We start from the raw sequence: 24,838 nt of genomic DNA, 5'->3' as shown, positions 1-24,838 counted from the left end.
AATGTTTTCAGAATCTCCTATTAAACGCAGAAAATCGACCCGTATTAACGTAGGTAATGTGCCAATTGGTGATGGTGCACCAATTGCCGTTCAGTCGATGACTAACACCAACACCCTAGATATCGATGCAACGGTTGCACAAATTCAAGCTATTCAAGATGCTGGCGCCGATATTGTGCGTGTGTCTGTACCAACCATGGAAGCAGCTGAAGCATTTAAAAGCATTAAAGAACAAGTCACAATTCCACTAGTAACAGATATTCACTTTGATTACCGTATTGCGTTAAAAGTGGCTCAGTATGGTGCGGATTGTTTGCGTATTAACCCAGGTAACATAGGTAGCGAAGAGCGTATTCGTGCCGTTGTAGACTCAGCCCGTGAGCACAACATCCCTATTCGTATTGGTGTTAATGGCGGTTCATTAGAGCGTGATTTACAAGAAAAATACGGCGAACCAACACCAGAAGCACTGCTTGAATCAGCTATGCGCCATGTTGAGATCTTACAACGTTTAGACTTTGATCAATTTAAAGTATCCGTAAAAGCGTCAGATGTATTTTTAGCGGTCGGTGCATATCGTTTACTTGCCAAAGAAATCGACCAGCCACTGCATTTAGGTATTACCGAAGCAGGCGGCATGCGCTCAGGATCTGTTAAATCAGCTGTTGGCTTAGGTATGCTACTTGCCGAAGGCATTGGTGACACATTACGCGTATCACTTGCTGCCGATCCGGTACAAGAGATCAAAGTGGGTTTTGATATTTTAAAATCATTACGCATTCGCTCGCGCGGCATTAACTTTATTGCTTGCCCGAGCTGCTCACGCCAAGAGTTTGATGTGGTAAGCACCATGAACCAACTTGAAGAGCGCCTTGAAGACGTGGTTGAGCCTATGTCAGTGTCGGTGATTGGTTGTGTGGTAAATGGCCCTGGTGAAGCGCTGGTTAGTGATATCGGCCTTGCTGGTGCGAACCGTCGCTCTGGCTTATACATCAATGGTGAGCGTCAAAAAGCACGTATCGATAACGATAACATTGTCGACCAACTTGAAGGCTATGTGCGCGACTTTATCGCTAAAAAAGAGAAAGAAACGCCAATCGACATCAAAATCGTTGAATAATTCGCATATACTCGGCAAACCCTTGGGTTTGCCGTTTACCTTTAGAGCCCAAACGGTATAATAGCGGGTCAATTTTTAGTTTTTCTTGAGGCGCGATTTTTTCAGCGCAATTACAGTATTTAGGATTTATCAGTGGCAAAACAAATTCAGGCAGTTCGTGGTATGAACGATTGTCTGCCAGGCGATACGCAAATTTGGCAGAAAGTAGAAGACATTTTACGTGAAACAGTTTCATCGTTTGGTTATCAAGAAATTCGTTTTCCAATTGTTGAATCAACCGACCTATTCAAGCGCTCTATCGGTGAAGTAACCGATATCGTAGAAAAAGAAATGTACACCTTTGCTGACCGTAATGGCGATAACTTAACTCTTCGCCCTGAAGGTACCGCAGTGTGTGTACGTGCAGGTAATCAAAACGGTTTACTGTATAACCAAGAACAACGTTTATGGTATATGGGCCCGATGTTCCGTCACGAGCGTCCACAAAAAGGCCGTTACCGTCAATTCCACCAATTTGGTTTAGAAACATTCGGCATTGCCACTGCTGATATTGATGCAGAAGTTATTTTGCTGACAGCCCAATTATGGAAAGAGTTTGGTATCAATGAACACGTTCGTCTGGAGCTTAATTCATTGGGTTCAAATGAAGCGCGTGCAGACTACCGTGATGCACTTGTTGCTTACTTAGAGCAACACGTCGATGTACTTGATGAAGACTCTAAGCGTCGTATGCACACCAACCCTTTACGTGTGTTAGATAGCAAAAACCCTGATGTACAAGCCATTTTAACTGATGCGCCTAAACTATCTGAGCACTTAGATGCTGAATCAAAAGAACATTTTGAAAATTTATGTGAACGTTTAGACGCTGCTGGCGTCGAATACACGGTAAATGAAAAGCTTGTACGTGGCCTTGACTATTACAACCGCACCGTTTTTGAGTGGGTAACCGATAGCCTAGGCGCACAAGGAACCGTTTGTGCCGGTGGTCGTTACGATGGCCTAGTTGAACAACTTGGCGGTAAAGCAACACCAGCGGTAGGTTTTGCAATGGGTCTTGAGCGTTTAGTGTTATTACTTCAAGCACTAGAAAGTGTAGGTGACATCCGCCGTAGTGCTGATGTATATTTGGCAGCCATGGGCGATAAAGCCAGCATTCAAGCGCCTATCATTGCCGCTCAGTTACGTAAAGATGTTGCAGGTCTTCGTGTTATGGTGCACGCAGGCGGTGGCAACTTTAAAAAGCAATTAAAACGCGCAGATAAAAGCGATGCGCTAGTCGCAGTTATTATCGGCGAAGATGAATTAGAACAAGGCGTTGTGACAATTAAGTACTTACGTGAGCGTAAAGAACAAGTCACCTTAAAACTAGAAGAAGCGAAAACGCTACTAGCTGAGCTTATTTAAGCCCAGCTAGCAACAGAGGTAAGCATGGAAATTTATTCAACAGAAGAACAACAAGAAGAAGCGATCAAACGCTTTTTCCGTGAAAATGGTTTAGCACTTGCAATTGGTATTGTTGCAGGTTTAGGTGGTTTATATGGTTGGAAAGCTTATAACCAAAACCAAATCACCACAGCTGAGAAAGCATCTGACTCTTTCACACAACTTGTTGAAAGCGGTGCCGTGCTAGAAAAAGCGGATACGTTTATTAAAGAAAATAACGAGTCAAGCTACAGCACGCTAACAGCATTTGTTGCGGCAAAAGAAGCCGTAGAAAAGAATGACCTTGATGCGGCAAGCGAAAAGCTTAACTGGATCATCACCAACGAGCAAAACCCTGAGCTTAAAGCAACGGCAACAACGCGCCTTGCTCGTGTTCACCTTGCGCAAAAGCAATATGAGCAAGCGTTAACAACGCTAAACGCCCAGCTTCCAGCATCATTTACTGCTGCAGTCGCTGAATTAAAAGGCGATGTTTATGCTGCACAAGGCGATAAGGCAGAAGCACGCAGCCAATACCAAGCTGCTGCGGATAATGGCGGCCTTGAAAACAACCCGTTATTACAAATTAAACTTGATGACTTAGCACAAACTAGCCCAGCGGCGTAAGGGGTTAAGATGAAGAAGTTAACAGCGGCAACACTTGCTCTGTGTATCGCAACCCTAACTGGGTGTTCGTCAAGTGATGACGAAGAAGAACTGGTACTGCCTGAAATTGTTAATCAGTTTGAGACAGACGTAGTATGGCAAGAATCAATTGGTGACGGTGTTCAGCATTATTTCTCGCGCTTAACGCCGGCTATTCATAACGATGTTGTGTATGTAGCAAACCGCGAAGGTGAAGTTGAAGCCCTTTCGCTTGAAAATGGCGATACGCTATGGCAAACCGATGTGCGTGAAAACCCTGCCTTTTGGCCTTGGGAAACCACAGAAAGTGCCAAGTTATCGGGTGGTATTTTACAAGCTTACGGCAAAATTTTTGTTGGTTCTGAGCATGGTTACTTAACCGCGCTAGACCGTGAAACAGGTGAAATTGTTTGGCGTAAAACGATGCCTGGCGAAGTACTTGCTAAACCTGCTGCAGGCGACGGCTTAATCTTTGTAAACCTAGGCTCTGGTAAATTATTAGCAGTGCACCCAGATACAGGTGAAGAACGTTGGCGCTTCGAACAAGAAGTACCACCACTGACATTACGTGGTCAAAGTTCACCAACTGTGGCAAACGGCGGTGTATTACTAGGTCTTGAAACAGGTAAATTGAGCGTATTAATTTCAGAAAACGGCTACTCTGCATGGAGTGCTGAAATTGCCTCTCCAAAGGGTGCATCTGAGTTTGAACGTTTAGTTGATGTAGATACACAAGCATTAATTAGCGGCCCATACGCCTATGCAATCGCTTATAATGGTAACTTAGCAGCCGTTGATATTCGATCAGGTAATGTTGTTTGGAAACGTGAATATAGCAGCTACCGTGATCTATCGATGGATAGTCAGTCTATCTATGTTGTTGATAGCGATGGTGTTATTTACAGTCTAGATAAAACATCAGGTATTGAGCGCTGGAGCCAACCAGCACTGCGCGGCTGGTACTTAACAGGCCCGACTGTGGCTGGTAAATATTTAGCATTAGGTGACCAAGAAGGTAACCTACACTGGTTAGACAAAGAAACGGGCGAGCTTGTATCGCGCGAAGACTTTGACAGCTCAGGTTTCTTTATTGAGCCTGTTGTTGCCGGTGACAAATTAATTTTATACACCCGAGATGGTGAAGTTAGCGCGGTTAAAATTCCAAACTAACTTACTAATAGTAAACGTTATTTTTCTAAGGCTTCGCTTGGCGAAGCCTTTTGTTGTTTTTTTAAGAGGTAGTTTATGCTTCCCGTGATCGCTCTTGTTGGGCGACCCAATGTGGGCAAATCCACATTATTTAACCGTTTAACACGTACTCGTGACGCCCTCGTAGCCGACTTTCCAGGCTTAACACGAGATAGAAAATATGGCCAAGCTGATTACGATGGCTATGAATTTATCGTGGTAGACACGGGTGGTATTGACGGTTCTGAGCAAGGTATCGAAACTGAAATGGCTGAGCAATCGCTTCTGGCAATTGAAGAAGCCGATATCGTGTTATTTTTAGTTGATGCCCGCGCAGGTATGACCGCCGCTGACCAAGCGATTGCTAACCACCTTCGTAAACAACAGAAGAAATGTTTTGTTGTGGCAAACAAAGTCGATGGTATTGATGCAGACTCATATTGTGCTGAGTTCTACCAGTTAAGCTTAGGTGACGTACATCACATTGCAGCGGCTCACGGCCGTGGTATCACGCAGCTACTTGAAACAACTTTACAGCCAGTTATTGCCGAACTTGCAGGCGAAGCTGAAGAGCTTGAAGAAAGTGATGACGAATTAGTTGATCTTTACAGCGAAGATGAAGAAGGCGAAGACAACCAGCAAGCCTTTGCTGATAAGCCAGTAAAGCTTGCTATTATCGGTCGCCCTAACGTTGGTAAGTCAACACTTACAAACCGTATCTTAGGCGAAGAACGTGTAATCGTTTACGATATGCCGGGTACAACCCGTGATTCTATTTATATTCCGATGACACGTAACGACAAAGAGTACATTCTTATTGATACCGCAGGTGTTCGTAAACGTAAGAAAGTAAGCGATGTTGTAGAAAAATTCTCTGTGATCAAAACCCTTAAAGCGATTGAAGATGCTAACGTGGTATTACTCGTAGTTGATGCGCGCGAAGGTATTTCTGATCAAGATTTGAGCTTACTAGGTTTTGCCTTAAACGCAGGTCGTTCATTGGTTGTGGCTGTTAACAAATGGGACGGCCTAGACGATTACGTTAAAGAACGTATTAAGTCAGAACTTGACCGTCGTTTAGGTTTCATCGATTTCGCACGTTTACACTTTATCTCTGCTTTACATGGCACCGGTGTGGGTCATTTATTTGAATCAGTAGACGAAGCGTACGAATCAGCAACTAAGCGTATTAGCACAGCGATGCTGCGTCGTATCATGGATATGGCACAGGCCGATCACCAACCGCCACTTGTTCGCGGTCGCCGTGTAAAACTTAAATATGCTCACGCAGGGGGTTATAACCCTCCACGTATCGTGATCCACGGTAACCAAGTTCATGACTTACCAGATAGCTACAAACGCTACCTAATGAACTATTACCGTAAAGCATTAGGTATTATGGGCACGCCAATCAAAATTGAATTTAGAGAAGGCGACAACCCATACGCTGGCCGTACCAACAAAGTGACCTTATCGCAAAAACGTAAAATCCGTGCATTTGCGAAAGAAAACCGCAACAAGTCTTAGTTACTACGACTAAGCTTTAAGTATTACAAAAACCTTGTAAGTATGACTTACAAGGTTTTTTTATTGCTGAAACTATGCTTTATTTAATAAACGAATAATAAATAGAGCAGCATAAATGGACTTTTTAAGTCAGGTTATTTACGTCGATAACGTAGAAGAAGTACTCGACTTTTACTATCAAGCATTTGGTTTTAATACCAATCATATCAGTGACGATGCTGAGTACGGTGAACTTGTTACAGGGGCTGTAAAACTTGCCTTTGCAACCCACCCGCATGCGCAAGCATATTTCAAGCAAGGGTATATTCGCGCCCATCCAAAGCAGCCTGCTCTTGGTTTTGAGCTAAGATTCAGTTGCCATAATTTAGTCGAAAGTTACGATAAAGCTGTACTTGCTGGTGCTGAGCCATTATGCCCGCCCACTAAAAAAGACGCCCAGCATTATGCGTATGTTCGGGCTATTGAGGGCACTTTAGTGTGTTTAGTAGAAGATTAGCTTTTTGTAAGGTCCGTTTTTGTTAGGTCAGTATGCAGCTCAAGGGTTAACTCGCGTAATAACTCGATTCGCTCCAAACTCATATTTGAGCGTGCCATTAACTTAGCCGTTAATTCTTCAGCATCAACTTTAAGTTGCACTCAATGTAATGAACGATTACGGCCGTATTCCTGTATGTGGCATGATCTCAGGTTACAATAACGACACTGCACAGCCAGGGCCAAGCAACCTCTTTTATATCAACTCGAAAAAGCTCACCATGCAAGGCTTTATCGTGATTGATTATTTTGATCAGTTCCCTGAGTTTATTGAGCAAATGAGTGCGTGGATCAGCGAAGGCAAAGTTAAATCTGAAGAAACGGTATACCACGGCATTGAAAATGCCGTTGATGCATTTCTTGGTCTGTTCGAAAGTAAAAATAAAGGAAAAATGCTGGTTAAGCTATAACACTTAATAACTAATAAAGCCTGTATCTTAGTTGGTACAGGCTTCAAATTAAGCAAGTTTAAAAATACGATTACCAATACCAGCACCAACCCCACATAGGAAAGAAACAAAATCCCGGCTTGGCGATGTTTTTTGCATTCGCTCACACAGTTTCGTTCTCCGTGGAATTTAAAAGTGCTAAGCCCTTTTTAGATACGAACACCATAGGTACTTTTAAAAATCGCGGCGCACCTTGTTGTTGCCACAGTTCCGGCTCTATAGTTTTAACCGATTGATAGTATTTATACTCAGCTCTCGCAGCATAAAGCATTAACAGCGCCCACACTGAAACCAATATTATTGTTATTAGCATAGGTTACCTGATCAATTTATTTAGTTCGGTTTAAAGTTTATGCCATCAAACAAAATTCACAACCCGCTAATTTACTTACTCTACCCTGTAAAGCGAACTACCATATTGATTCCTGAGCAAATGACCTTTGCTTAACCCTGCTTCAAATAATGTCATAATTAACCCAACAAAAGGTACAAACCAAATTAAGCAATTCCAGCCTGACTTTCCAATATCGTGCCAGCGTTTGACTTGAGAAGCCATTAGTGGCCATTGAAATAAAATAAATATGCCAATAAATAAAAATATATCAACTACAGCAATTATTTGGATCACAAGATAAAACCCATGCACGAACCAAAACTGTTTTCGATTTAGGCGACCATGAAAAGAGAACATCACATCAAAAAACTCTAAATCTCGAGGTTTCGAGAGATAGACAGGTTTGCGAGTGAGCTCAGCTTCAGGTGTTTTATATAAATTATCAGTCATTCAAAATCGATAAATAGGCAAGTTCTGCTAGTTTTTCTAAAGGTGACGTTGCATTAGACTCAGGCTTTTTAGCATGAACCGAGTAACGCCTTTTGGGAATTTTAACTTGAATAAAACCATGATTATTGGCCATATCAATACGTAGCATTTCACGCTCTTTTGGCGTTAAATGATTTTCATGTATTTTTTCAAGCTCGCCATGATCAAGCCAAATAGCCGCACAATTTGGACATTCGTCTATTTCAACCACTTTTAGTGGCGTGAAAAAGCGTCGCATCATCACCACGTCAGGGCACTTCGGACAATTAATTCGCTTTGCTAAATCAACGCATTCTGTTGGCAGAGTTTGTAAATGAGCCACCAGCACTTGCGCTGGTTTTAAACTTGGATCGCTAAAGTGGAATATTTGTCGATTATCAAAAAATACACCACCGCTTTTTGATAAATACACGTTAACATCGCCAATGCTCACTGCTTCAAGTGCTGTTTTAGTACGCGGGCAAAACATAGACCTTCCTTGTTTTAAATTTAACTTAGCGCTTTTGTAATTATCGGTTTAAGCGGCTCAGGTAAGCTGATGTTACCAGCTAACACAAAGTCATGTGCTTCGTTTGACATTTTTTGCCAAGTTTTACGAATAATACCCAACCATTTTTGCTCATCGTAATCAGGCTTGCTAGTTGCAAAATCAAGCATGTAATGTTCGATAAACACAAGGCTTGCGATGTCTTCAATTAATTGGCTATCAGGGTTTCGCTTTATATTCTTTTTAGCCACGGCTGCGTATACGCGCTCACATTCACCCGTTGAGTAACCAGCGGTTTTCATAAGGGCTGTTACACGCTCGGCATGAAAATCATATAAAGCAGTGCGCCATTGATAATAACCTTGCTTACCCATAGGGAAGTCACTGCGAGGAGAGCGCCAGCGTTCAATATGTTGGCCCCGTGCAGCAATATGCATTAGTTCATCGGCTTGCGGATTAAAACGGTTAAGCATATCAGTCATTCGCATAGAATATAAAGATTCTTTAGCTAACGCTTGCCCAGCATGCTTAACACGATTGGGATCTGCAGCATTCGCTGCATCTATGGCTTCTATAACAGTTTGAGACATATAACATTCTCTAGTTGGTTTATAGCCATGATTATAATGAGCATCAACTACTTTAGCTACTTTGCTCTAGCAAACAACTCTATTACAAACGAGTAAGGTCCATCGCGATGCTGTGCTTAGGCTTTTCAATCATTCGAAGTAACTCTTTGCCGTTAGAGCTTACAATAAACGTTGGGGTATAACGAAGGTCGTACTGCTTAGCTAAACCATCAGGGTCAAGCTTATCGTAACCAACCGCAATTAATTGGAGTGATCCCAGCTTTACACCCGAACCATCAAGTAACTTTAGTAAACGAGGCACTTCACGCTTAGAGTCATGACACCACGTACCTAAAAATACTAATACTTGTTTACCACTGAGCGTTTTAATCGTGTTTAAATCATCCTCAGATGGTGAATAGTTTTTATATTCTTTAGCAAAAGCAGGATACTGTGCGAGTAAATCCTCAGCGGTAATTTCCCCACTGTACGGCGACGTCGTTGCAAATGTGAATGATGAGAATAATAAGGTAACGAAATAAATAACTTTTTTCATTGTGAGTGCTCTTTGTTCTAATTAACTCACAATAACCAAATTATCGAAAACACTCCAGCATTACAATTGCGAGTTTTCACATACTTACTTTCTATGAGGTGCTTTAGATAAACTCGCAATGCTGTGAATAAGCCATTAAAATACGCTTTTATAATTAACCATGGTGCCATTTATGTCTTTTCCTCCTTGCCCACAATGTAACTCTGAATACGTGTATGAAGATCAAAACAATTTAGTTTGCCCTGAGTGTGCTCACGAGTGGGACCCCAATGCGGTTGATACCGATGATGTGATCAATGTGAAAGATGCTAACGGCACTTTATTGGCTGATGGTGACAAAGTGACCGTTGCTAAAGATTTAAAAATTAAAGGCAGCTCGCAAGTTATTAAAATTGGCACCAAAGCCGTGATCCGCCGTGTGCTAGATAAAAAAGACCACGAATTAGACTGTAAAGTCGATGGCGTAGGTGAAATGATGGTGACCGCTAAGTTTGTTAAAAAAGCTTAAAGAAGCATAGTAAGTAAATCGACTAACCAGATTTACTTACTAACATTACTAGAGTTACTTCTTTGTCACCACGCCTTCAGGTATGTGTAAAGTACGTTGTGGGAAAGGAATTGTCAGGCCTGCTTTCTCGATTGACTCTTTGACACGTTTGTTTAAATCCCAATAGGTTTGCCAATAGTCTTCATTTTTAGCCCATGCTCTTAGCTGAATATTCACCGAACTCTCAGCCATGGCTGTCACCATCACTTGCGCCGCCGGTTCACTCAGTAAACGGCTTTCGTTCGCGGCAATATCTTTTAGCACCGCAAAGCCATCATCGATTGAATCGGCATATGAAATACCCACAACAATATCCATTCGGCGTTTGCCATTTCGGGTGAAATTTTTAATATTGTTACCCCACACTATGCCATTAGGTGATGCAATATAAAGACCATCAATCGTTTGAAAAACACTGGTGAATAGGTTTACCTCAGAGACAGTACCTTGCATCGAGCCTATTTCAACAAAGTCACCAACTTTAAACGGCCTTAATATAAGTAACATCATGCCTGCTGCAATATTACTTAAAGTGTCTTTAAGGGCTAAACCTATCGCCAAACCTGCCGCCCCCATTAGGGCAATAAGGCTTGCCGTATTCACGCCAAAGATATCTAAAATAAATACCCCGCCAATAATATACACCGCATAGCCTGCCACAGACGACAAAATAGGCAGCAAGGTATTATCAACTTTTTTAAGCGTCGCGTTGGAGTTTTTTATAGCCTTTTTCACTGACTTAGCAAGCACTGCACTGGCAATTAAAATAACAATTGCGAGTATCAATTTATACCCTAGCGCTATGATTGTTTCTGAGTTATTGAGCCAAAACTCATTGAGGGTTTGTTTCATAAAGATCCTTGATTTTTTTAAATTCGAAATTGCATTTATTGATAAATTGAAAAGAAAAGCCATGCGTTATAGGCAATAAAAATCAGCAATAAACCAATACCTTCAGCGCGATTTACCCTGCCAATACCTCGGTGCCCATAAGCAAAAATTAATAAAAATATTGAAAGAGAGAACATCGCCAGCCAATCTCGCGATAATAGATCCGGTGAAAGGTTATCAGCTGGCGCTATCATCCCTGCAATACCTGTGACGGCCAAGATATTAAATATGTTTGAGCCAATCACATTACCAATGGCAATGTCGTGTTCACCTTTTCTGGCTGCGGCAATTGAAGCTGCAAGTTCAGGGAGCGAAGTGCCAAGTGCCACAATTGTGAGACCGATAATGAGGTCGCTAATACCCATAATCTCAGCAATACTGACTGCCCCCCATACCAATAGCCTTGAGCTAATAATGAGTACAACAAGCCCAACTACCAGCCAAACAATAGCTGCTTTAAGTGACATTGTTTGCACGTTAAGTTCTTGCTCAACATCTGTTGCTAAGCTGTCATTTTTGCTTTTAAGGCCAGAATAAATACTCCACCCCATAAAACTAAAAAATCCAAGTAACAATACACCTGCGTCAAAACGTGATAAGCCACCATCAAAAATCAGTAATGCAAATAGCACACTCACCACAAGCAATAGTGGGAGTTCTTTTTTAACGATATTAGAGTGAACAGCAATCGGGGCAATCAGCGCTGTTACCCCTAGTATAAGCCCAATATTGACAATGTTTGACCCCAGCGCATTACCTAAAGCAAGCTCTGGGCTGCCATCAGCAGCAGCCATGGCCGATACCAACATCTCAGGAGCCGACGTACCAAACCCAACCACAATCATACCAATGAGTAAACTAGGTATACCTGCATATTTTGCGCTTACAGCTGTACCATCAACAAAGCGATCAGCGCTCCAAATCAGCAATACAAAACCAACTAAAATGGCAAGGATAAACAAGTTCATAGTGCTCTCCAACAGAAGGGTTGCAAAGCAAAATGTGATAAATAAACCGATTTAAGAGGACAGAAATAACCAAATAAATGGTCTAGAAATGTAACAAGCACGAGACGGTTCCTTAGGGCGAAGAACAATAAGACACGCATCAAGGTCGCCCATTGAACCCAATACGTGCCTTAGGTCTTGTCAATCCGGCTTGCGGACATGAACGCCACGAACATTGGTTCGGAGACTGTTGACGTTCATCTTAATCTAAGAGACTACTCCCCTAAGGTTAGGTAAAGACTATATAACTAAAAGTCATACAATTAAAGCTCTAATTGTTCCTTTTTTACTTGTTATTTAGAAGCTCAATGTTCTACAACAATCCCTGTAACTTGACAATTTTCACAGCTCAATTGCCAGCCAGCAGCCCATGTGGTTGCGTTAAGATTTCCTTTGCAAAGTGGGCAAACTTCGCCAGCAAACGTACTGGGGGTAATATCTTTAGCTCGCTTAGAAAACGGCCTTAAAAACCAAAGAATATTATCGTCGATACTGATGGTTAGATCGTGGCGTAACGTCTCACAATACGCATTAAACACAGCTTGTTTGTACTGCTTTTCGTGCTCAGCAGATTGACTGGCATAAACACTCAACGCGTTTTCGATGTTTCTTAGACGATCGGGCCATGCTTGTGCGTCTATATTCGCTTTGCAATCTAACAACTCTTCAAGAGTGTAACTTGCATAGTTTGGTTCAAACATCATTGCCATCCTTGCTTTGGGTTATTAATTCTTTGGGTACTCAGTGCTTTAGATATAATGTACCATTTTGCTTTATTTGCAAAAGCCATTGATCAAACAAATTGTTCGCGATACTCAGCTCTTCATCTGAAAGTGTCGGGTATTGTCTTTGCTCAAACCACGCATAACGATTATACACATCGTTATTTTGCGTGATTTCCATAATGAGTCGATTTATAGCGTAGGCTTTTGCTGCACTATGCTCACCAACTTGTTCGCTGTAATACATGCTCGCTAAACTCATCAGCGCTTGTTCACTGCCCTGCTTCGCAGCTTGCTCTAAAAATACGGTTTTACGCTCTTTAAAACCATCACGATTTTTGATGAACTCGGCACGTGACAACTTCTCAGGAAATTGCGACTTCATGTAAAATTCGGGAGTTAGCCCAGCAAACGTTTGCTGCGCAAAGGCAGAGCCCTGTTCTGCTGCCATTGCCAAATAACGGTAAAAAGACCGCCGCGTTGCTAAATCAACCCCTTGGCAATACTCATATTTTTCTAAAACACGGTTTTGCGTATCACCAGCATCGCTAAACTCATAGCTTTCGGCTAATGTTGCCTCAAGCGCCTCAGCATCTAAAGGAGCATTAAAACAATACTTAAGATTTTGTGCGATGAGATAGTTAGCCTCAGCATCACCTTGCTTAGCGCGTTGCTTTAGCTCAGTAAAATGGTCAATAAACACACCATCAAAACGCCATTTCGGTGCATTTTTGATAATAAATTCACGGCTATCATTGGCTTCACTCCCTTGCTCAGCAGATTCATCAGCTAACAAACTCGTATCAGGCTTTGTGGCTGATATGTTTGCTTGTGCCTCAACGTGCTGCGAAGCTGTTGTATCATTTGATGACTCTGAATTGGTTGCAAAAATTGCAGCTTCTCGTGAAGAATATATATAAATAACGAACAACAATACCACAATTAAAAATGGCTTTACTCCTTGCCTAACAAAAGCATACCCAGACATAACAACCTACTTATTATTTTTGTTGCTCAGTAAGTTACAAGAAAACAGTGGTGAAAGCGAAACTTAACTGCGGTTTCGCTTTGTTTGCATTAAACAAGCAATAACAATAAAACTAATCCCAACTAATTGCTGCCCATTTACCGGGCTATCTAGAATGGTTAACTGTAGAAGATATGAAAACACCACTGACGTATAAATCAGCGGCGCTAGTTCAGAGCCGGTAGTAACTAGTTTATATGCAGAGCTTCTAAAGTATTGCGTAGCACTACTAAATACCGCTAATAGCACTAATAAACCTAACATTAACCAAGCACTCTCAACCACCAAGCTGCCTGCTGCGAGCTCAGCATTTAGCCCTCCAACAAACAGCGGCAGAATGAAAAATAGCGTACTGAATAGTGCTGCAATTAAAAAGCAAAAACCATTGGCAACCAGAACCGGGGTTTTCTCTTTACTAATTTGAAATAAACACAATTGCGAGCAAGCATTAAAAAAGCCAGCTGCCAGACCAATTAATAGCTCCCAACGTAACGTAATCCCTTGGTCGGTCATACTTTGAATGATCAGCCCTATCATCATTAACAACAAAGTCGGCACGACAAACAAGTCGATTTCTCGCTTATACACTACACTTTCAAGCAGTGGGATAAACAAAGGCCCGGTGCTAAACAACACAACTGCCTCAATTAACGTAAGTTTGTAAAGCGCTAAAATAAAAAACCCTTGGCACAAGGTGATAAAAACAGCACGTAGCATCACATTTTTTAATGCAGAAAAACTAACATAATGCCAAAACCGTGCTCGCGCTGTTGCTAACATTAAACAACCAGGTAAGAGCAACCTTAAGAATAACAGTAAAATAATTGGCAGCATGGGGGTTAACAGCTGGGTAACCAGTCCATTCAGTGCTAGAGTGAGGGTAGATAGCAGCATTAACGCACTAGAGCGGTGACTAATATTCATTTACATTGTTTATAAAGCGAGTAGATGACACTCACGATACGCTCTGCTGAAATTATAAAAAAGCGAATAAAACCGCATTAATATGTAAGAAAAACTAACATATGAAACACAATATCCCGCTCAAATCCTTATACAGTTTCATTGCTGTTGCAGAGACTGGCAGCATGGTTAAAGCCGCAGATTCAATTCACGTTAGTCACTCGGCTATCAGCCAAGCTATCAAGTCTCTTGAGCAACAGCTTGAGGTAAAACTTTTCGATAGGGTTGGCAGACAAGTGTATTTAAATGATGCTGGGAAACTTTATTATCAGCGCGTTTCGCCCGCCGTTCAGGCCATCATTTCAGCAAGCGAAGAGGTTAAAAATAAAGACAAAGATCATCATTCAATTTCACTCAACATGGTGAACTCTTTGGCATTACATTGGTGGATACCACGAGTTGATAAGCTACAAAATTGTTATGCTGAGTTAGATATTCGCTTATCAAACTTTGTAGGTGATGTTGATCTCGAAAGACGCAATATCGATATGGCTATTTTTCAAGGCGATCCGCAAAATTGGCAAAAGTACCACTGTGAGAAATTAGCAGATGATGAACTTGTTTTAGTTTGCAGCCCGTCATTATTAAAGTCAGAAACTACAAACAACATCAATGAACTATTAAACCGCTTTCCCGCCATTCAAGTGCTTAATGCACGCAGAAACAATAACTGGCAGATTTGGGCAGAGCATAACCACATTGCCTGCCCTAAAACACAAAAAAACCGATCTTTTGAAACCACAGCTCAAGCATTGCAAGCTGTAACGAGAGAACTTGGCCTACTGGTTACCCATAAGCAATTTGTTCTAGAAAAGCTCGAATATGGCGAATTAGTGCAGCTAGGCAATGCAGTAATCCATCCGCAGCAGTCATTTTTCTATGCCTGCAAAGCTGACAAATTAAAACATACCAGCATTCAACAATTGATCGCATGGCTAAAAAATGAATTTTTAGCAAGTTAGCAAAATTGTAGCGACGATTTTATATCGCGTAGAATTGATTGCTTTACATTGAATCATTTATATAGCACCAGCAATAAAGACCAATTCAAAACTATTTTATTTAGAGCTAGTTATATGCCAAACGTGATTAGCTTAACTTATCTTTATACTCACACATGCCTTTTAACGCATGGTCGATTAAGGTTTTTATGTTCGTCAGCTCAGTGATTTTGGCGTCTATTTCTTTACTTTTTTCAATCAATTTGGCGGCCATAGCTTGCTGAGTTAAGTTGTTTTTGCCAAGTAGCTGTGTGAGATCTTTAATCTCTTTTAAAGTGAAGCCTAGGTTTTTAGCCATTGTGATCATGTTGAGCTGCTCAACTGTTTTTTCACTATAAATACGATAGCCATTCACATCTCTTGAAGGTGGCGGGATCAACTGCTCTTTTTCATAAAAACGAATGGTGTCTTTTGTGAGGCCGGTTAATTGCGTGACTTGCTTGGTTTTCATAAAAATACGCTTGACTGTAGAGTAAGCTCCACAGTTTATGCTCAACGCATTCTTCTATCAATACTAATAAAAAAATGAATACATCGATTAGTGTTAAAACAGCCGATAACGTCACTTTAAATGGCACTCATTTTGCGGCCAACAACCCTAAAGCAACGGTGCTATTAAACCCAGGTACAGCAACAAAAACCACCTACTATTTACCGTTTGCGGAGTTCTTAGTCAGCCAAGGTTTCGATGTGGTTGTTTGGAATTACCGTGGCTTTTGCGAATCGAAAACAAGCCAGTTAAAAGGCTGTATTTATCAATATTCAGACATTGGCCGCTTTGATATGCCTGCCATGATTGATAAAGCTAAAAGCATTAATCCTTCTCTGCCACTTTATTGCGTTGGTCATAGTGCTGGCGGTCAGCAAATAGGTTTAGCTGCCAATTACCAAAAGCTTGATGCCCTTGTTGCGGTTGCAGTTTCTGCCGGATACTTTGGTTATATGCCAACCGGTTACCGTATTAAAGCTAACTTCTTCTTTCGTTTATTTTCGCCGATTACGGGGGCATTATTTAAATACGTGCCTGCTAAAAAAATGAATTTTATGGAAGACTTACCCGTTGGCTTTACGCGTGAATGGTCAGCGTGGTGTAGAGAAAAGCAGTTGTTTTTCTCGAATAAATTTTACGGTAAATCGATTGCCGAAGGTACCTATAAAAACTTTGATATTCCTACCTATGTCTTTACCGCTGACGATGATGAAATCTGTACCGAGCAAAACGTGCATAACTTTTGGCGCAATGTAACCAGCAAACACCCAATTGCTTTTAAGCGTTATCAATCTGCACAATTACCCGCTAAAAAAGTAGGCCACTTTGGCTATTTCAGAAAACATAATCAAGCAATTTGGCATGACATATTAACCGCGTTAAATGAGACTCATAATGCAAAACAAAGCAGTGCTATTTAAACAACACGCTCGTTTACTCTTTATTGTACTCGCGAACTTTATCGCCAGTATTTTGCATTATGTGCACAATATTATGTATTTTGAGCACTATCCTGAACCTGATTGGCTTGCAGCAAACGTGGTCGACTACTTTTGGTTTATCATGACTTTTGTTGGCTTATATGCGCTGCTCTGTTTAGCTAAGCAACGCATTAAACACGCCATGTGGCTGCTCTATCTTTATGCTGCGATGAACATGTTATCAGTACTGCATTATGCGGTTGATAGCGATAACGTTATGACAACCGCAATGCATGTATTAATTTTGCTAGAAACCGTTGTTGCTATTTGGCTCATTATTTTCGTTGCAAAAACACGCTTAGCAACAACCAACTAACGGTCACTCTTGAGTCTTTTTAATTGACCTATTTTGCTTTTGAACAGTATTAACCATTTTTGAAAACGCGCGCTGTTTGGCGCGCTTTTCAGCCATGGTGGCATTGTTGTGCTCATTTTCAGCTAACAACTTACGGTAATTTTCTAAGCGTCTTATTGATAATGAGCCCATTTCAATTGCTTTAATAACAGCGCAGTCCGGCTCTGTTTGGTGTTGGCAATCTTTAAATCGACAGCTATTTGCGAGTAGCTCAACATCTTCAAATGCACGTTCAATACCTTGCTTTGAATCACTTAATTGCAATTCTCGCATACCCGGTGTGTCCATCAATAACGCACCATTAGGCAACCATTTAATCGATCTAAAGGTTGTTGTATGACGGCCTTTGCTATCTTGTTCACGAATACCTGCTGTTTTTAATTCATCGGAGCCAAGTAGTGCATTAACGATGGTCGATTTACCTACTCCAGATGAGCCCATAAATGCGAGCGTTTGCCCCTTTCGACAATAAGGTGTAAGTAAATCACAACCCTCTTCTTTTAACGCATTAATAGCAATAACACTCAAAAGAGAGTCTAGGCTTTGCACTTGCAGGCAGTACTTTTCAACGTCTGGGCAAGTATCAGCTTTGGTTAGCACCACCACAGGCTCAATGTGGGCATTTTTAATCAAGGCTAAATATCGCTCTATCCGATTTAAACTAAAGTCATCATTAAGCGATGTAACAATAAACACGGTATCAATATTCGCCGCGATTAATTGAAACGCGTGTTTAGAGCCTGCAGCCTTGCGCTTAATGATTGAAGCTCTTTCGAGTACCCGTAAAATACGCGAATCATCAAATACCACCCAATCACCTACGCAAATTTGTTCAAGACCCGGTGTTAAAGCAAACCGCATCGTGCCTTGCTCGCCAAGCAATACAACCTCTGTTTTGTGATGCTCAACAACACGTCCTAAATGGCTGTTTTCCAGCTCATCTAAACTCAACTGTTGTTGAAAGAAAGGTCGCATGCCTAATTCTATCAGTGAAGGTGTTTGCATAGTGTTTACCAAAGCTGTGGATTATCGAGTGGTTTTAGGCAACTTGGCTTACCAGTAATTGGCAAAATTTCGTCATCTAAAACCGGTTTAGCAAGCCAGCCTTTTGGGTATGATAAGCTATGAGGAGCTTGAATAACTTCTTCACTCACAACGGAAAAACCGACTTTTCCATAAAAGTTGATATCACCATAGGTCATCACTAGGCTGACATTTTGTTCAGCTAACTTATCGCAGCCAAATTGGATCAGCTTTTGTCCTATGCCTTGTCCTTGATAATCCGTTGCCACTGCAACAGGTGAGAGTAAAAACACCTCTTTAGCGTGCGCAAACAGTAAACGCGACAGCACAATCGCGCCGACGATCCGTTGCTCATCTGTCGCGACAAACACATATAAATCGGTTGATGGATATGGCTCAGCTAAAAAGTCAGTGACTAAACGGGCAACTTGCTCGCCTTCTTGTTTTGACTCTGATGCACTAAATGTTGCCAAGTAAAGCGCGATAATCTCGTTTTTTTGGCTCTGTTCGTAAATTGAAAAATTCACTTAAACTCCTTAACTTTTAAAATAAAATAGTGATAAGTAAAGTTTTGCCCAGTCTCATTTTCGTAAAGAGCAATTTCTGTTTGTATGTCTTTTACAGCTTGAGACTCACTTATCGATGGCGTTAACTCAGCAAGGCGCGCCTTGAGTGGTTGCCAATAGTTTTGCCAAGCTTGCTGATCCAGCGAAAACTGCTCTATAAGCTCATAACCAAGCTCATCAAATAAGGCTATGCGGCTTTCGATTGATTGCATATCTGGGTAATTCGCTTGCCAGTACTCTTTAACCGCCATTTCAGGCTGGCTGTTAAGCCAAACTAAATCACTGACCACAATCACCCCATCACGGCGAAGAAACGGTTTCCAGCTTGATAGTGCGCTTTGCATACCCATGACATATACACACCCTTCAGCCCAAATAACATCGAATGAACTTGCTTTAAAAGGCAGCGCAGTCATCGATGCGCACGTCAAAGACACATGCTCATCCAATTGCTCTTCGAGCAATCGCTCCTGTAAATAAGCAAGTGCCGATGACTCATTATCTAAAGCTGTGATCTTGGCATCAGTTTGCTTGGCGATTAGTAATGTTGATGAACCTTTACCACAGCCAATTTCTAAAATTTGGTTGGCATTGTTAGGAACAGCAGCAATGGCTTTTAATGTAGCTTCTTCGCTACCAGGCCCCCATCGCTCTAATGGCTCAAACACAGTCATAAAATCGTGCATGTAGCTTTCATGGTCACTCATATCTTTTGATAACCAACGAAGCCGCAATGCCTCTTTTTCTGTGTATCCTTGCTTTAACAACCAATTTAAATGCGCACTTGGCGCACGCTTATTCAGCTCATCATGTAAGTGTTTTTGAGAGCGTTCGCCAAGCAAACTCAGTAATAAATCTTTGGCTTGTAACTTAGCGGTAATTTCATCTTCAAGTTGCGCTAAGCGCTGTTGCAAAATCGCTTTATCTAGCTCTACATCTAAACAGCTCTGACATTCTTTTAAGGTTAACCCCGCGCTTTGTAACTGCTGGATCAAAACCAAGCGTTGTAAATCAGCCTCGCTGTAATAGCGATAACCATTTGCAAGCCTGCGCCCCTGAATGATTTTAAGCTTCTCGTAATACAACAAAGCCGTTCGCGACAAACCAAGTTTTGCTGCTAACTCTGAAATTAAATACATGATGAAATAGGCCTATAAGGCTTTTGAATACAATAAGTATGAAGTGTAAAGCTGTAGACAGGTCAAATATTTTTGCAAAATAATTTAAGAAAATAAGGTAAGCAAGAAAGCTTACCTTTATAGGGCGTGTTTAGATTCAACTAAATTTGTTTTGGCAATTTAGTCGATATAAGGGCGGTAATTACAATAAATAACAGTGAGATAGCTAAACAAGCTGCTAAGCCATAAAGTTGAAACACTAAGCCCGACAACACAGTGCCAATTAAGCGACCCATGGCATTAGCCATATAGTAAAACCCAACATCAAGTGATACGCCATCGGCGTCAGCCATGCTCACAATCAAGTAGCTGTGCAAAGATGAGTTAATCGCGAATAACACACCAAATAACATCAACCCGCCTATCAGCATTGGTTTTACAGCCCACTCAAAGCCAATAGCAAGGGCAATGGCTAAGGTGACTACAGCAAGCAAGGATGCCCACTTAACTGTTTCTGCGCTTGGTGATGTTTGCTTATTGAGCTTAATGATTTTAGGAGCAAAAGATTGCACAGCCCCATAACCAATGACCCAACTAGCTAAGAAGGCACCCACAGTCCAGTGATCCCAATCAAAGGCTTGTGATAAAAACACCGGAAGTGCAACTACAAACCAAACATCACGCGCACCAAACAAAAACAACCTCGCGGCCGACAAGATATTGATTGAACTACTCTTTGAAAATATCTCGTTAAACTTAGGTTTGTTTTTAGCTTTGCCTAAATCATTTTTAAGTGCATAAATACTAAAACACCACACCACCAGCAAGGTGGCAGCCATGGTTAGCATTGCGCCTTTAAACGACATTAATGTCAGTAGTAAGCCACCTAAAAAGAAGCCTACACCTTTTAAGGCGTTTTTAGAGCCTGTTAGTATCGCTACCCATTTAAACAAGGTGCCTTCTTGGCCACTGGCAACCAGCATTTTAATTGAGCTTTTAGCGCTCATTTTATTGAGATCTTTTGCAATGCCCGACAGCGCCTGCGCCAACATCACATAGGCAACACTCAGCCATTCAGGGGGGACTGCCAACATGAACAAGACCACAACCTGTATGGCAAGGCCAATGTTCATGGTCTTGTTTAAACCAAGCCTTGCGCCTAAATAGCCGCCCACTAAGTTAGTGACAACACCAAAAATCTCATAAAACAAAAACAGCATGGCAATACTCAAAGGCGAGTAGCCAAGCGCATGAAAATGCAGTACCACCAACATTCTCAATGCGCCATCTGTAAGCGTAAATGCCCAGTAATTCCCAGTGACAATTAAGTACTGCTTTATATCAGCGGGAAGATTAGCCAAACGCGTCATTGCTTTTAACCTTTAAGTGATCGCGCAACTTTACGGGCAAGTTCGGCAGTGCGGTTTGCGTAACCCCATTCGTTATCGTACCAAACATACAGCTTAACTTGTGTCTCGTTGACAACCATGGTTGATAACGCATCAACAATGCTTGAGCGTGGGTCGGTTTTGTAATCGATAGAAACAAGTGGCTTTTCTTCATAGCCCAAAATGCCTTTTAGCTCGCCCTCTGCGGCTTCTTGCATCCATTGGTTAATTTGCTCAGCAGTGGTCGGCTTTTCAACTTCAAACACACAGTCTGTGATTGATGCATTTGCTAAAGGCACACGAACCGCGTGGCCGTTTAATTTGCCTTTAAGTTCAGGGAAAATATGTGTGATCGCCGTTGCAGAGCCGGTTGTAGTTGGAATTAAGCTCATGCCACATGCGCGAGCACGGCGTAAATCTTTATGGGGCGCATCTAAGATAGTTTGCGTGTTAGTGATATCGTGAATGGTCGTCATTGAACCATGTTTGATACCAATTTTTTCTTGCAATACTTTAACCACAGGCGCTAAACAGTTGGTAGTGCATGATGCCGCAGTCACAATATCGTGCTGCTGTACATCATATAAATCATCGTTTACACCCATTACAACGTTCAACACGCCGTCTTCTTTTACAGGCGCAGTGACAACAACTTTTTTCACACCTTGATCAAGATAGGCTTGCAGTAATTCGGTTTTTTTCATTTTACCTGAGGCTTCAATAACGATATCGCAACCAGACCAATCAGTGTCTGCAATCGCTTTATTTTGCGTAACGTTAATTTCGTGGCCATCGATAATCACAGCATTGTCGTTACTTTCAACCTCATGAGGCCAAATACCGTGTACCGAATCATACTTTAGTAAGTGAGCCAGTGTAGCTGCATCACCCGCTGGGTCATTAATTTGCACAAACTCAACGTCGTCCCATGCAAACGCTGCTCTTAGCGATAAACGACCCATACGGCCAAAACCATTAATGCCTACTTTAATTGCCATTGTTAAGCTCCTACTTTTTGAAAATTGTCGAAAAATGAACGTTGTACTGGGTTATGCAACGATTTAGGGCGAATAGCCTGCACTTGAGTAACTATGTCGTTTTTAGCATAGCCAAGCTCATGCATTAATAAACCAATAACTAAGCCTGTACGGCCTGAGCCGCCTTTACAATGTACAGCCACGCTACCACCACTTTTTATGATGGCAAGAATGTCGTTAAGGTGTTTGTTGAAAGCTTGATTAAACGCTTCGTTTGGCGCGTCATCATCCAAAATAGGTAACTGAAACCAGCTAAGGCCTGCTTGCTCACATTCGATTACAAGCTGCTGCGCCCCATTTTTAACAAGCTCTTCATCGTACATTAGCGTAATAATGGCTTTTGCACCTGCCGCTTTTAAATCAGCAACAGACTGTGATAAGCCAACGCCTTTTGTGCCAGGGCAAGGGGTAAAAATAAATGCCCCAGTTTCTAGCTGTAAAATATCAAATGGATGTGATTGCATTATGATTCCCCAATTACTCTTTAAACCAATGTGTTGTTTTATTAACGATTGCAACCAACGACAGCATTACAGGTACTTCGACCAACACCCCAACAACGGTTGCTAATGCTGCCCCAGAGTGCAAACCAAATAATGAAATAGCCACTGCAACTGCTAACTCAAAAAAGTTAGAAGTACCAATTAAACATGCTGGCCCTGCAATGTTGTGCTTAAGCCTAAGCTTTAACGCAATGAAATAGGTGATTACAAAAATACCGTAGGTTTGCAAAACAAGCGGAATAGCAATCAGTACAATGTTAAGCGGTTGGGCTAAAATCGTGTTCGCCTGAAACCCAAATAGCAAGACCACTGTGGCCAGTAAACCAATAACTGAGTAAGGTTTAACTTTCTCTAAAAATGACTGCACAGCAGCTTCATTTTGCGCTGAATTATTAAGAGCTTTGCGTGTTAATACCCCGGCAATGAGTGGTAGCAATACATACAACACAACCGAAATCATCAGTGTAAGCCAAGGTACATGAATATCAGACACACCCAGCAACAACCCCGCAATAGGTGCAAAGGCAAAAATCATAATGATGTCGTTCACAGATACTTGCACTAAGGTATAATTTGCATCGCCTTTGGTTAGTTGTGACCACACAAACACCATTGCCGTACAAGGTGCAACACCGAGTAAAATCATGCCTGCAATATATTCTTGCGCCGTTTCAGGGCTAACAAAATCAGCAAATAACCCTTCAAAAAATAACCAACCTAATGCGGCCATTGAAAACGGTTTGATAAGCCAGTTAATGATTAAAGTGAGCATCAGCCCTTTTGGATTCTTACCGACTTCTTTAATCGTTGAAAAATCAACTTGCACCATCATCGGGTAGATCATTACCCAAATAAACAGTGCAACAACAATGTTTACATGCGCCACTTCGGCTTTCGCTATTAGCTCAAATAAAGGCGGAAACATCACCCCTAGCGCCACACCAATGGCAATAGCAGCAGCAACCCATACAGATAAATATCGTTCAAAAACACCCATTTTTAGTCCTTAATTGCAGCAACGAGCAACACGGGTTGGGCGATCATCGCCCATCGCATTTAGCCTTGCTAACTCGTTTTCTATGAAATTTGGTTCGTTTACCACGGTCGAGGTAATTGTTTGTTTCATCCACATAGGTAGAGTCGGGTTTAAAGAGTAAAACACCCACTGCTGGTGTTTTCTATCCGACAAAATGCCCTGCTTTTTAAGTTGCGCTAAATGCCTTGAAACCTTTGGTTGGCTCTGCTCGTTAAGTGCCGTCATTAGTTCGCATACGCAAACCTCTTGCTCAACAGCGATAAGCAATAAGCTTTTTAAACGAATATCATCTGCAAGCGCTTTATAAAATGTAGTTGGCGAAATCGATACTGGTTTTTCTTTGTTATGGGATTGCACAAACTGCTTAATTCGCTCATTGATCTCTTGCAAGGTTTTTTCAAAGGCATGAGGTTCAGGGCGAGTTTTTGGATCAACAAAGTCCCAGCCTAAACAATGTGTGCCATCAACACGATTTGCACATTCTTTAGCTGCCTTGTCGCACAATGTAATGACATAATCAAAATGCAGGTTAGTTACATCATTTAAGTGCTTTGAGTGTAAGTCATCGGTTTTTAGGCCAAAATGCTCAATCGTAGCAAGCGTACGAGGGTCTACCGCATAAGGTTCTGTGCCCGCACTAAATACCTCAAACTCACCTTTACCATGATGTTTAAGCAATGCTTCAGCCATAATTGAACGGGCTGAATTTTCTGTACATAAAAAGAGGACTTTCACGGCTTACTCCATAATAATTTCGTTATATAATATTTTTGTTATATACCATTTGCAAGCTGAATTTTATAAATGGCGCGTTTTGCAATAACGATGGCGCGATCTGATGTCATGTGGCACCAATAGATG

29 protein-coding genes are annotated in these 24,838 nt (G+C 41.6%); 11 read left to right on the top strand and 18 right to left on the bottom strand.

What is annotated here, in order from left to right; all coding sequences use genetic code 11:
• Position 1: 1 nt before the first annotated feature.
• The 7 genes from ispG to NO991_RS00805 all read left to right on the top strand — a co-directional run bounded on the left by ispG (position 2) and on the right by NO991_RS00805 (position 6,849).
• Positions 2 to 1,120, top strand: coding sequence for a flavodoxin-dependent (E)-4-hydroxy-3-methylbut-2-enyl-diphosphate synthase (gene ispG, locus NO991_RS00835; protein ID WP_054553525.1), 1,119 nt, complete (start codon positions 2 to 4; stop codon positions 1,118 to 1,120).
• A gap of 132 nt (positions 1,121 to 1,252) precedes the next feature.
• Positions 1,253 to 2,527: a histidine--tRNA ligase gene (gene hisS, locus NO991_RS00830; protein WP_055022058.1), complete on the top strand. Its 1,275-nt coding sequence runs from the start codon at positions 1,253 to 1,255 to the stop codon at positions 2,525 to 2,527.
• Positions 2,528 to 2,551: 24 nt separating this feature from the next.
• Positions 2,552 to 3,172: a tetratricopeptide repeat protein gene (locus tag NO991_RS00825; RefSeq protein WP_187489352.1), complete on the top strand. Its 621-nt coding sequence runs from the start codon at positions 2,552 to 2,554 to the stop codon at positions 3,170 to 3,172.
• A gap of 9 nt (positions 3,173 to 3,181) precedes the next feature.
• Positions 3,182 to 4,360, top strand: a complete 1,179-nt coding sequence (gene bamB / locus NO991_RS00820; RefSeq protein ID WP_054553522.1) for an outer membrane protein assembly factor BamB — start codon at positions 3,182 to 3,184, stop codon at positions 4,358 to 4,360.
• A 75-nt stretch (positions 4,361 to 4,435) separates the two neighbouring features.
• Positions 4,436 to 5,905, top strand: a complete 1,470-nt coding sequence (gene der / locus NO991_RS00815) for a ribosome biogenesis GTPase Der (protein ID WP_054553521.1) — start codon at positions 4,436 to 4,438, stop codon at positions 5,903 to 5,905.
• Between the two features lie 115 nt (positions 5,906 to 6,020).
• Positions 6,021 to 6,401, top strand: coding sequence for a VOC family protein (locus tag NO991_RS00810; protein WP_187489350.1), 381 nt, complete (start codon positions 6,021 to 6,023; stop codon positions 6,399 to 6,401).
• Between the two features lie 148 nt (positions 6,402 to 6,549).
• Entirely contained in the window at positions 6,550 to 6,849 is a 300-nt protein-coding gene (locus NO991_RS00805) for a hypothetical protein (RefSeq protein WP_371351546.1), read from the top strand.
• 427 nt (positions 6,850 to 7,276) lie between these two features.
• Here the strand turns inward: NO991_RS00805 and NO991_RS00800 are convergent, their stop codons facing one another.
• The 4 genes from NO991_RS00800 to NO991_RS00785 form a co-directional block, all read right to left on the bottom strand.
• Positions 7,277 to 7,672, bottom strand: a complete 396-nt coding sequence (locus tag NO991_RS00800) for a DUF805 domain-containing protein (protein ID WP_300361735.1) — start codon at positions 7,670 to 7,672, stop codon at positions 7,277 to 7,279.
• The gene (locus tag NO991_RS00795; protein ID WP_054553516.1) at positions 7,665 to 8,180 is read right to left on the bottom strand and encodes a zf-TFIIB domain-containing protein; all 516 of its coding nucleotides are present in this window, start codon (positions 8,178 to 8,180) and stop codon (positions 7,665 to 7,667) included. The genes NO991_RS00800 and NO991_RS00795 overlap by 8 nt, the downstream gene beginning before the upstream one ends.
• 20 nt (positions 8,181 to 8,200) lie before the next feature.
• Positions 8,201 to 8,788 (bottom strand): DUF4202 domain-containing protein, encoded by a 588-nt coding sequence (locus tag NO991_RS00790; protein WP_371351545.1) that lies wholly within the window; start codon positions 8,786 to 8,788, stop codon positions 8,201 to 8,203.
• A gap of 82 nt (positions 8,789 to 8,870) precedes the next feature.
• Positions 8,871 to 9,323 carry a thioredoxin gene (locus tag NO991_RS00785; RefSeq protein WP_138617898.1) on the bottom strand — a complete coding sequence of 151 codons (453 nt, stop codon included), beginning with the start codon at positions 9,321 to 9,323 and terminating at the stop codon, positions 8,871 to 8,873.
• Between the two features lie 172 nt (positions 9,324 to 9,495).
• Between NO991_RS00785 and NO991_RS00780 the strand changes: the two genes are divergently transcribed.
• Complete coding sequence (locus NO991_RS00780; protein WP_054553514.1) at positions 9,496 to 9,831, top strand: zinc ribbon domain-containing protein YjdM; 336 nt, start codon at positions 9,496 to 9,498, stop codon at positions 9,829 to 9,831.
• A 54-nt stretch (positions 9,832 to 9,885) separates the two neighbouring features.
• Here NO991_RS00780 and NO991_RS00775 read toward each other — a convergent pair whose 3' ends face one another.
• The 5 genes from NO991_RS00775 to NO991_RS00755 all read right to left on the bottom strand — a co-directional run bounded on the left by NO991_RS00775 (position 9,886) and on the right by NO991_RS00755 (position 14,441).
• Positions 9,886 to 10,722, bottom strand: coding sequence for a mechanosensitive ion channel family protein (locus tag NO991_RS00775; protein WP_138602278.1), 837 nt, complete (start codon positions 10,720 to 10,722; stop codon positions 9,886 to 9,888).
• A 35-nt stretch (positions 10,723 to 10,757) separates the two neighbouring features.
• The gene (locus NO991_RS00770; protein ID WP_371351544.1) at positions 10,758 to 11,729 is read right to left on the bottom strand and encodes a calcium/sodium antiporter; all 972 of its coding nucleotides are present in this window, start codon (positions 11,727 to 11,729) and stop codon (positions 10,758 to 10,760) included.
• Positions 11,730 to 12,073: 344 nt separating this feature from the next.
• Positions 12,074 to 12,472, bottom strand: a complete 399-nt coding sequence (locus tag NO991_RS00765) for a hypothetical protein (protein WP_371351543.1) — start codon at positions 12,470 to 12,472, stop codon at positions 12,074 to 12,076.
• 37 nt (positions 12,473 to 12,509) lie between these two features.
• Positions 12,510 to 13,478 (bottom strand): hypothetical protein, encoded by a 969-nt coding sequence (locus tag NO991_RS00760; RefSeq protein WP_371351542.1) that lies wholly within the window; start codon positions 13,476 to 13,478, stop codon positions 12,510 to 12,512.
• A 63-nt stretch (positions 13,479 to 13,541) separates the two neighbouring features.
• Entirely contained in the window at positions 13,542 to 14,441 is a 900-nt protein-coding gene (locus tag NO991_RS00755; RefSeq protein ID WP_371351541.1) for an EamA/RhaT family transporter, read from the bottom strand.
• A gap of 101 nt (positions 14,442 to 14,542) precedes the next feature.
• Here NO991_RS00755 and NO991_RS00750 point away from each other — a divergent pair, with 101 nt between their 5' ends.
• Positions 14,543 to 15,442, top strand: coding sequence for a LysR family transcriptional regulator (locus NO991_RS00750; protein ID WP_138617906.1), 900 nt, complete (start codon positions 14,543 to 14,545; stop codon positions 15,440 to 15,442).
• A gap of 127 nt (positions 15,443 to 15,569) precedes the next feature.
• Here the strand turns inward: NO991_RS00750 and NO991_RS00745 are convergent, their stop codons facing one another.
• On the bottom strand, positions 15,570 to 15,932 hold the full coding sequence (locus NO991_RS00745) for a MerR family transcriptional regulator (RefSeq protein WP_054553508.1): 363 nt from the start codon (positions 15,930 to 15,932) through the stop codon (positions 15,570 to 15,572).
• 74 nt (positions 15,933 to 16,006) lie between these two features.
• Between NO991_RS00745 and NO991_RS00740 the strand changes: the two genes are divergently transcribed.
• Both NO991_RS00740 and NO991_RS00735 read left to right on the top strand, forming a co-directional pair.
• Positions 16,007 to 16,891 (top strand): alpha/beta fold hydrolase, encoded by an 885-nt coding sequence (locus NO991_RS00740; RefSeq protein ID WP_054553507.1) that lies wholly within the window; start codon positions 16,007 to 16,009, stop codon positions 16,889 to 16,891.
• Positions 16,866 to 17,267 (top strand): hypothetical protein, encoded by a 402-nt coding sequence (locus NO991_RS00735; protein ID WP_371351540.1) that lies wholly within the window; start codon positions 16,866 to 16,868, stop codon positions 17,265 to 17,267. The genes NO991_RS00740 and NO991_RS00735 overlap by 26 nt, the downstream gene beginning before the upstream one ends.
• Positions 17,268 to 17,270: 3 nt before the next feature.
• Here the strand turns inward: NO991_RS00735 and rsgA are convergent, their stop codons facing one another.
• From rsgA to NO991_RS00695, 8 genes are all read right to left on the bottom strand, one after another.
• Complete coding sequence (rsgA, locus tag NO991_RS00730; RefSeq protein WP_371351539.1) at positions 17,271 to 18,311, bottom strand: ribosome small subunit-dependent GTPase A; 1,041 nt, start codon at positions 18,309 to 18,311, stop codon at positions 17,271 to 17,273.
• A 5-nt stretch (positions 18,312 to 18,316) separates the two neighbouring features.
• Positions 18,317 to 18,856: a GNAT family N-acetyltransferase gene (locus tag NO991_RS00725; protein WP_371351538.1), complete on the bottom strand. Its 540-nt coding sequence runs from the start codon at positions 18,854 to 18,856 to the stop codon at positions 18,317 to 18,319.
• Positions 18,853 to 20,034, bottom strand: a complete 1,182-nt coding sequence (locus NO991_RS00720; protein WP_371351537.1) for a methyltransferase domain-containing protein — start codon at positions 20,032 to 20,034, stop codon at positions 18,853 to 18,855. The genes NO991_RS00725 and NO991_RS00720 overlap by 4 nt, the downstream gene beginning before the upstream one ends.
• Positions 20,035 to 20,174: 140 nt before the next feature.
• Entirely contained in the window at positions 20,175 to 21,383 is a 1,209-nt protein-coding gene (gene arsJ / locus NO991_RS00715; RefSeq protein ID WP_371351536.1) for an organoarsenical effux MFS transporter ArsJ, read from the bottom strand.
• Between the two features lie 5 nt (positions 21,384 to 21,388).
• On the bottom strand, positions 21,389 to 22,399 hold the full coding sequence (locus NO991_RS00710) for an ArsJ-associated glyceraldehyde-3-phosphate dehydrogenase (RefSeq protein ID WP_371351535.1): 1,011 nt from the start codon (positions 22,397 to 22,399) through the stop codon (positions 21,389 to 21,391).
• 2 nt (positions 22,400 to 22,401) lie between these two features.
• On the bottom strand, positions 22,402 to 22,902 hold the full coding sequence (locus NO991_RS00705) for a dual specificity protein phosphatase family protein (RefSeq protein ID WP_371351534.1): 501 nt from the start codon (positions 22,900 to 22,902) through the stop codon (positions 22,402 to 22,404).
• A 13-nt stretch (positions 22,903 to 22,915) separates the two neighbouring features.
• Positions 22,916 to 23,938, bottom strand: a complete 1,023-nt coding sequence (arsB, locus tag NO991_RS00700) for an ACR3 family arsenite efflux transporter (RefSeq protein ID WP_054553500.1) — start codon at positions 23,936 to 23,938, stop codon at positions 22,916 to 22,918.
• A gap of 9 nt (positions 23,939 to 23,947) precedes the next feature.
• Positions 23,948 to 24,712 carry a metalloregulator ArsR/SmtB family transcription factor gene (locus tag NO991_RS00695; protein ID WP_054553499.1) on the bottom strand — a complete coding sequence of 255 codons (765 nt, stop codon included), beginning with the start codon at positions 24,710 to 24,712 and terminating at the stop codon, positions 23,948 to 23,950.
• Positions 24,713 to 24,838 lie beyond the last annotated feature (126 nt).

This window comes from Pseudoalteromonas sp. DY56-GL22 (assembly GCF_041414715.1).
Lineage (GTDB): Bacteria > Pseudomonadota > Gammaproteobacteria > Enterobacterales > Alteromonadaceae > Pseudoalteromonas > Pseudoalteromonas simplex.
This window is presented reverse-complemented; position numbering and strand designations above follow the sequence as displayed.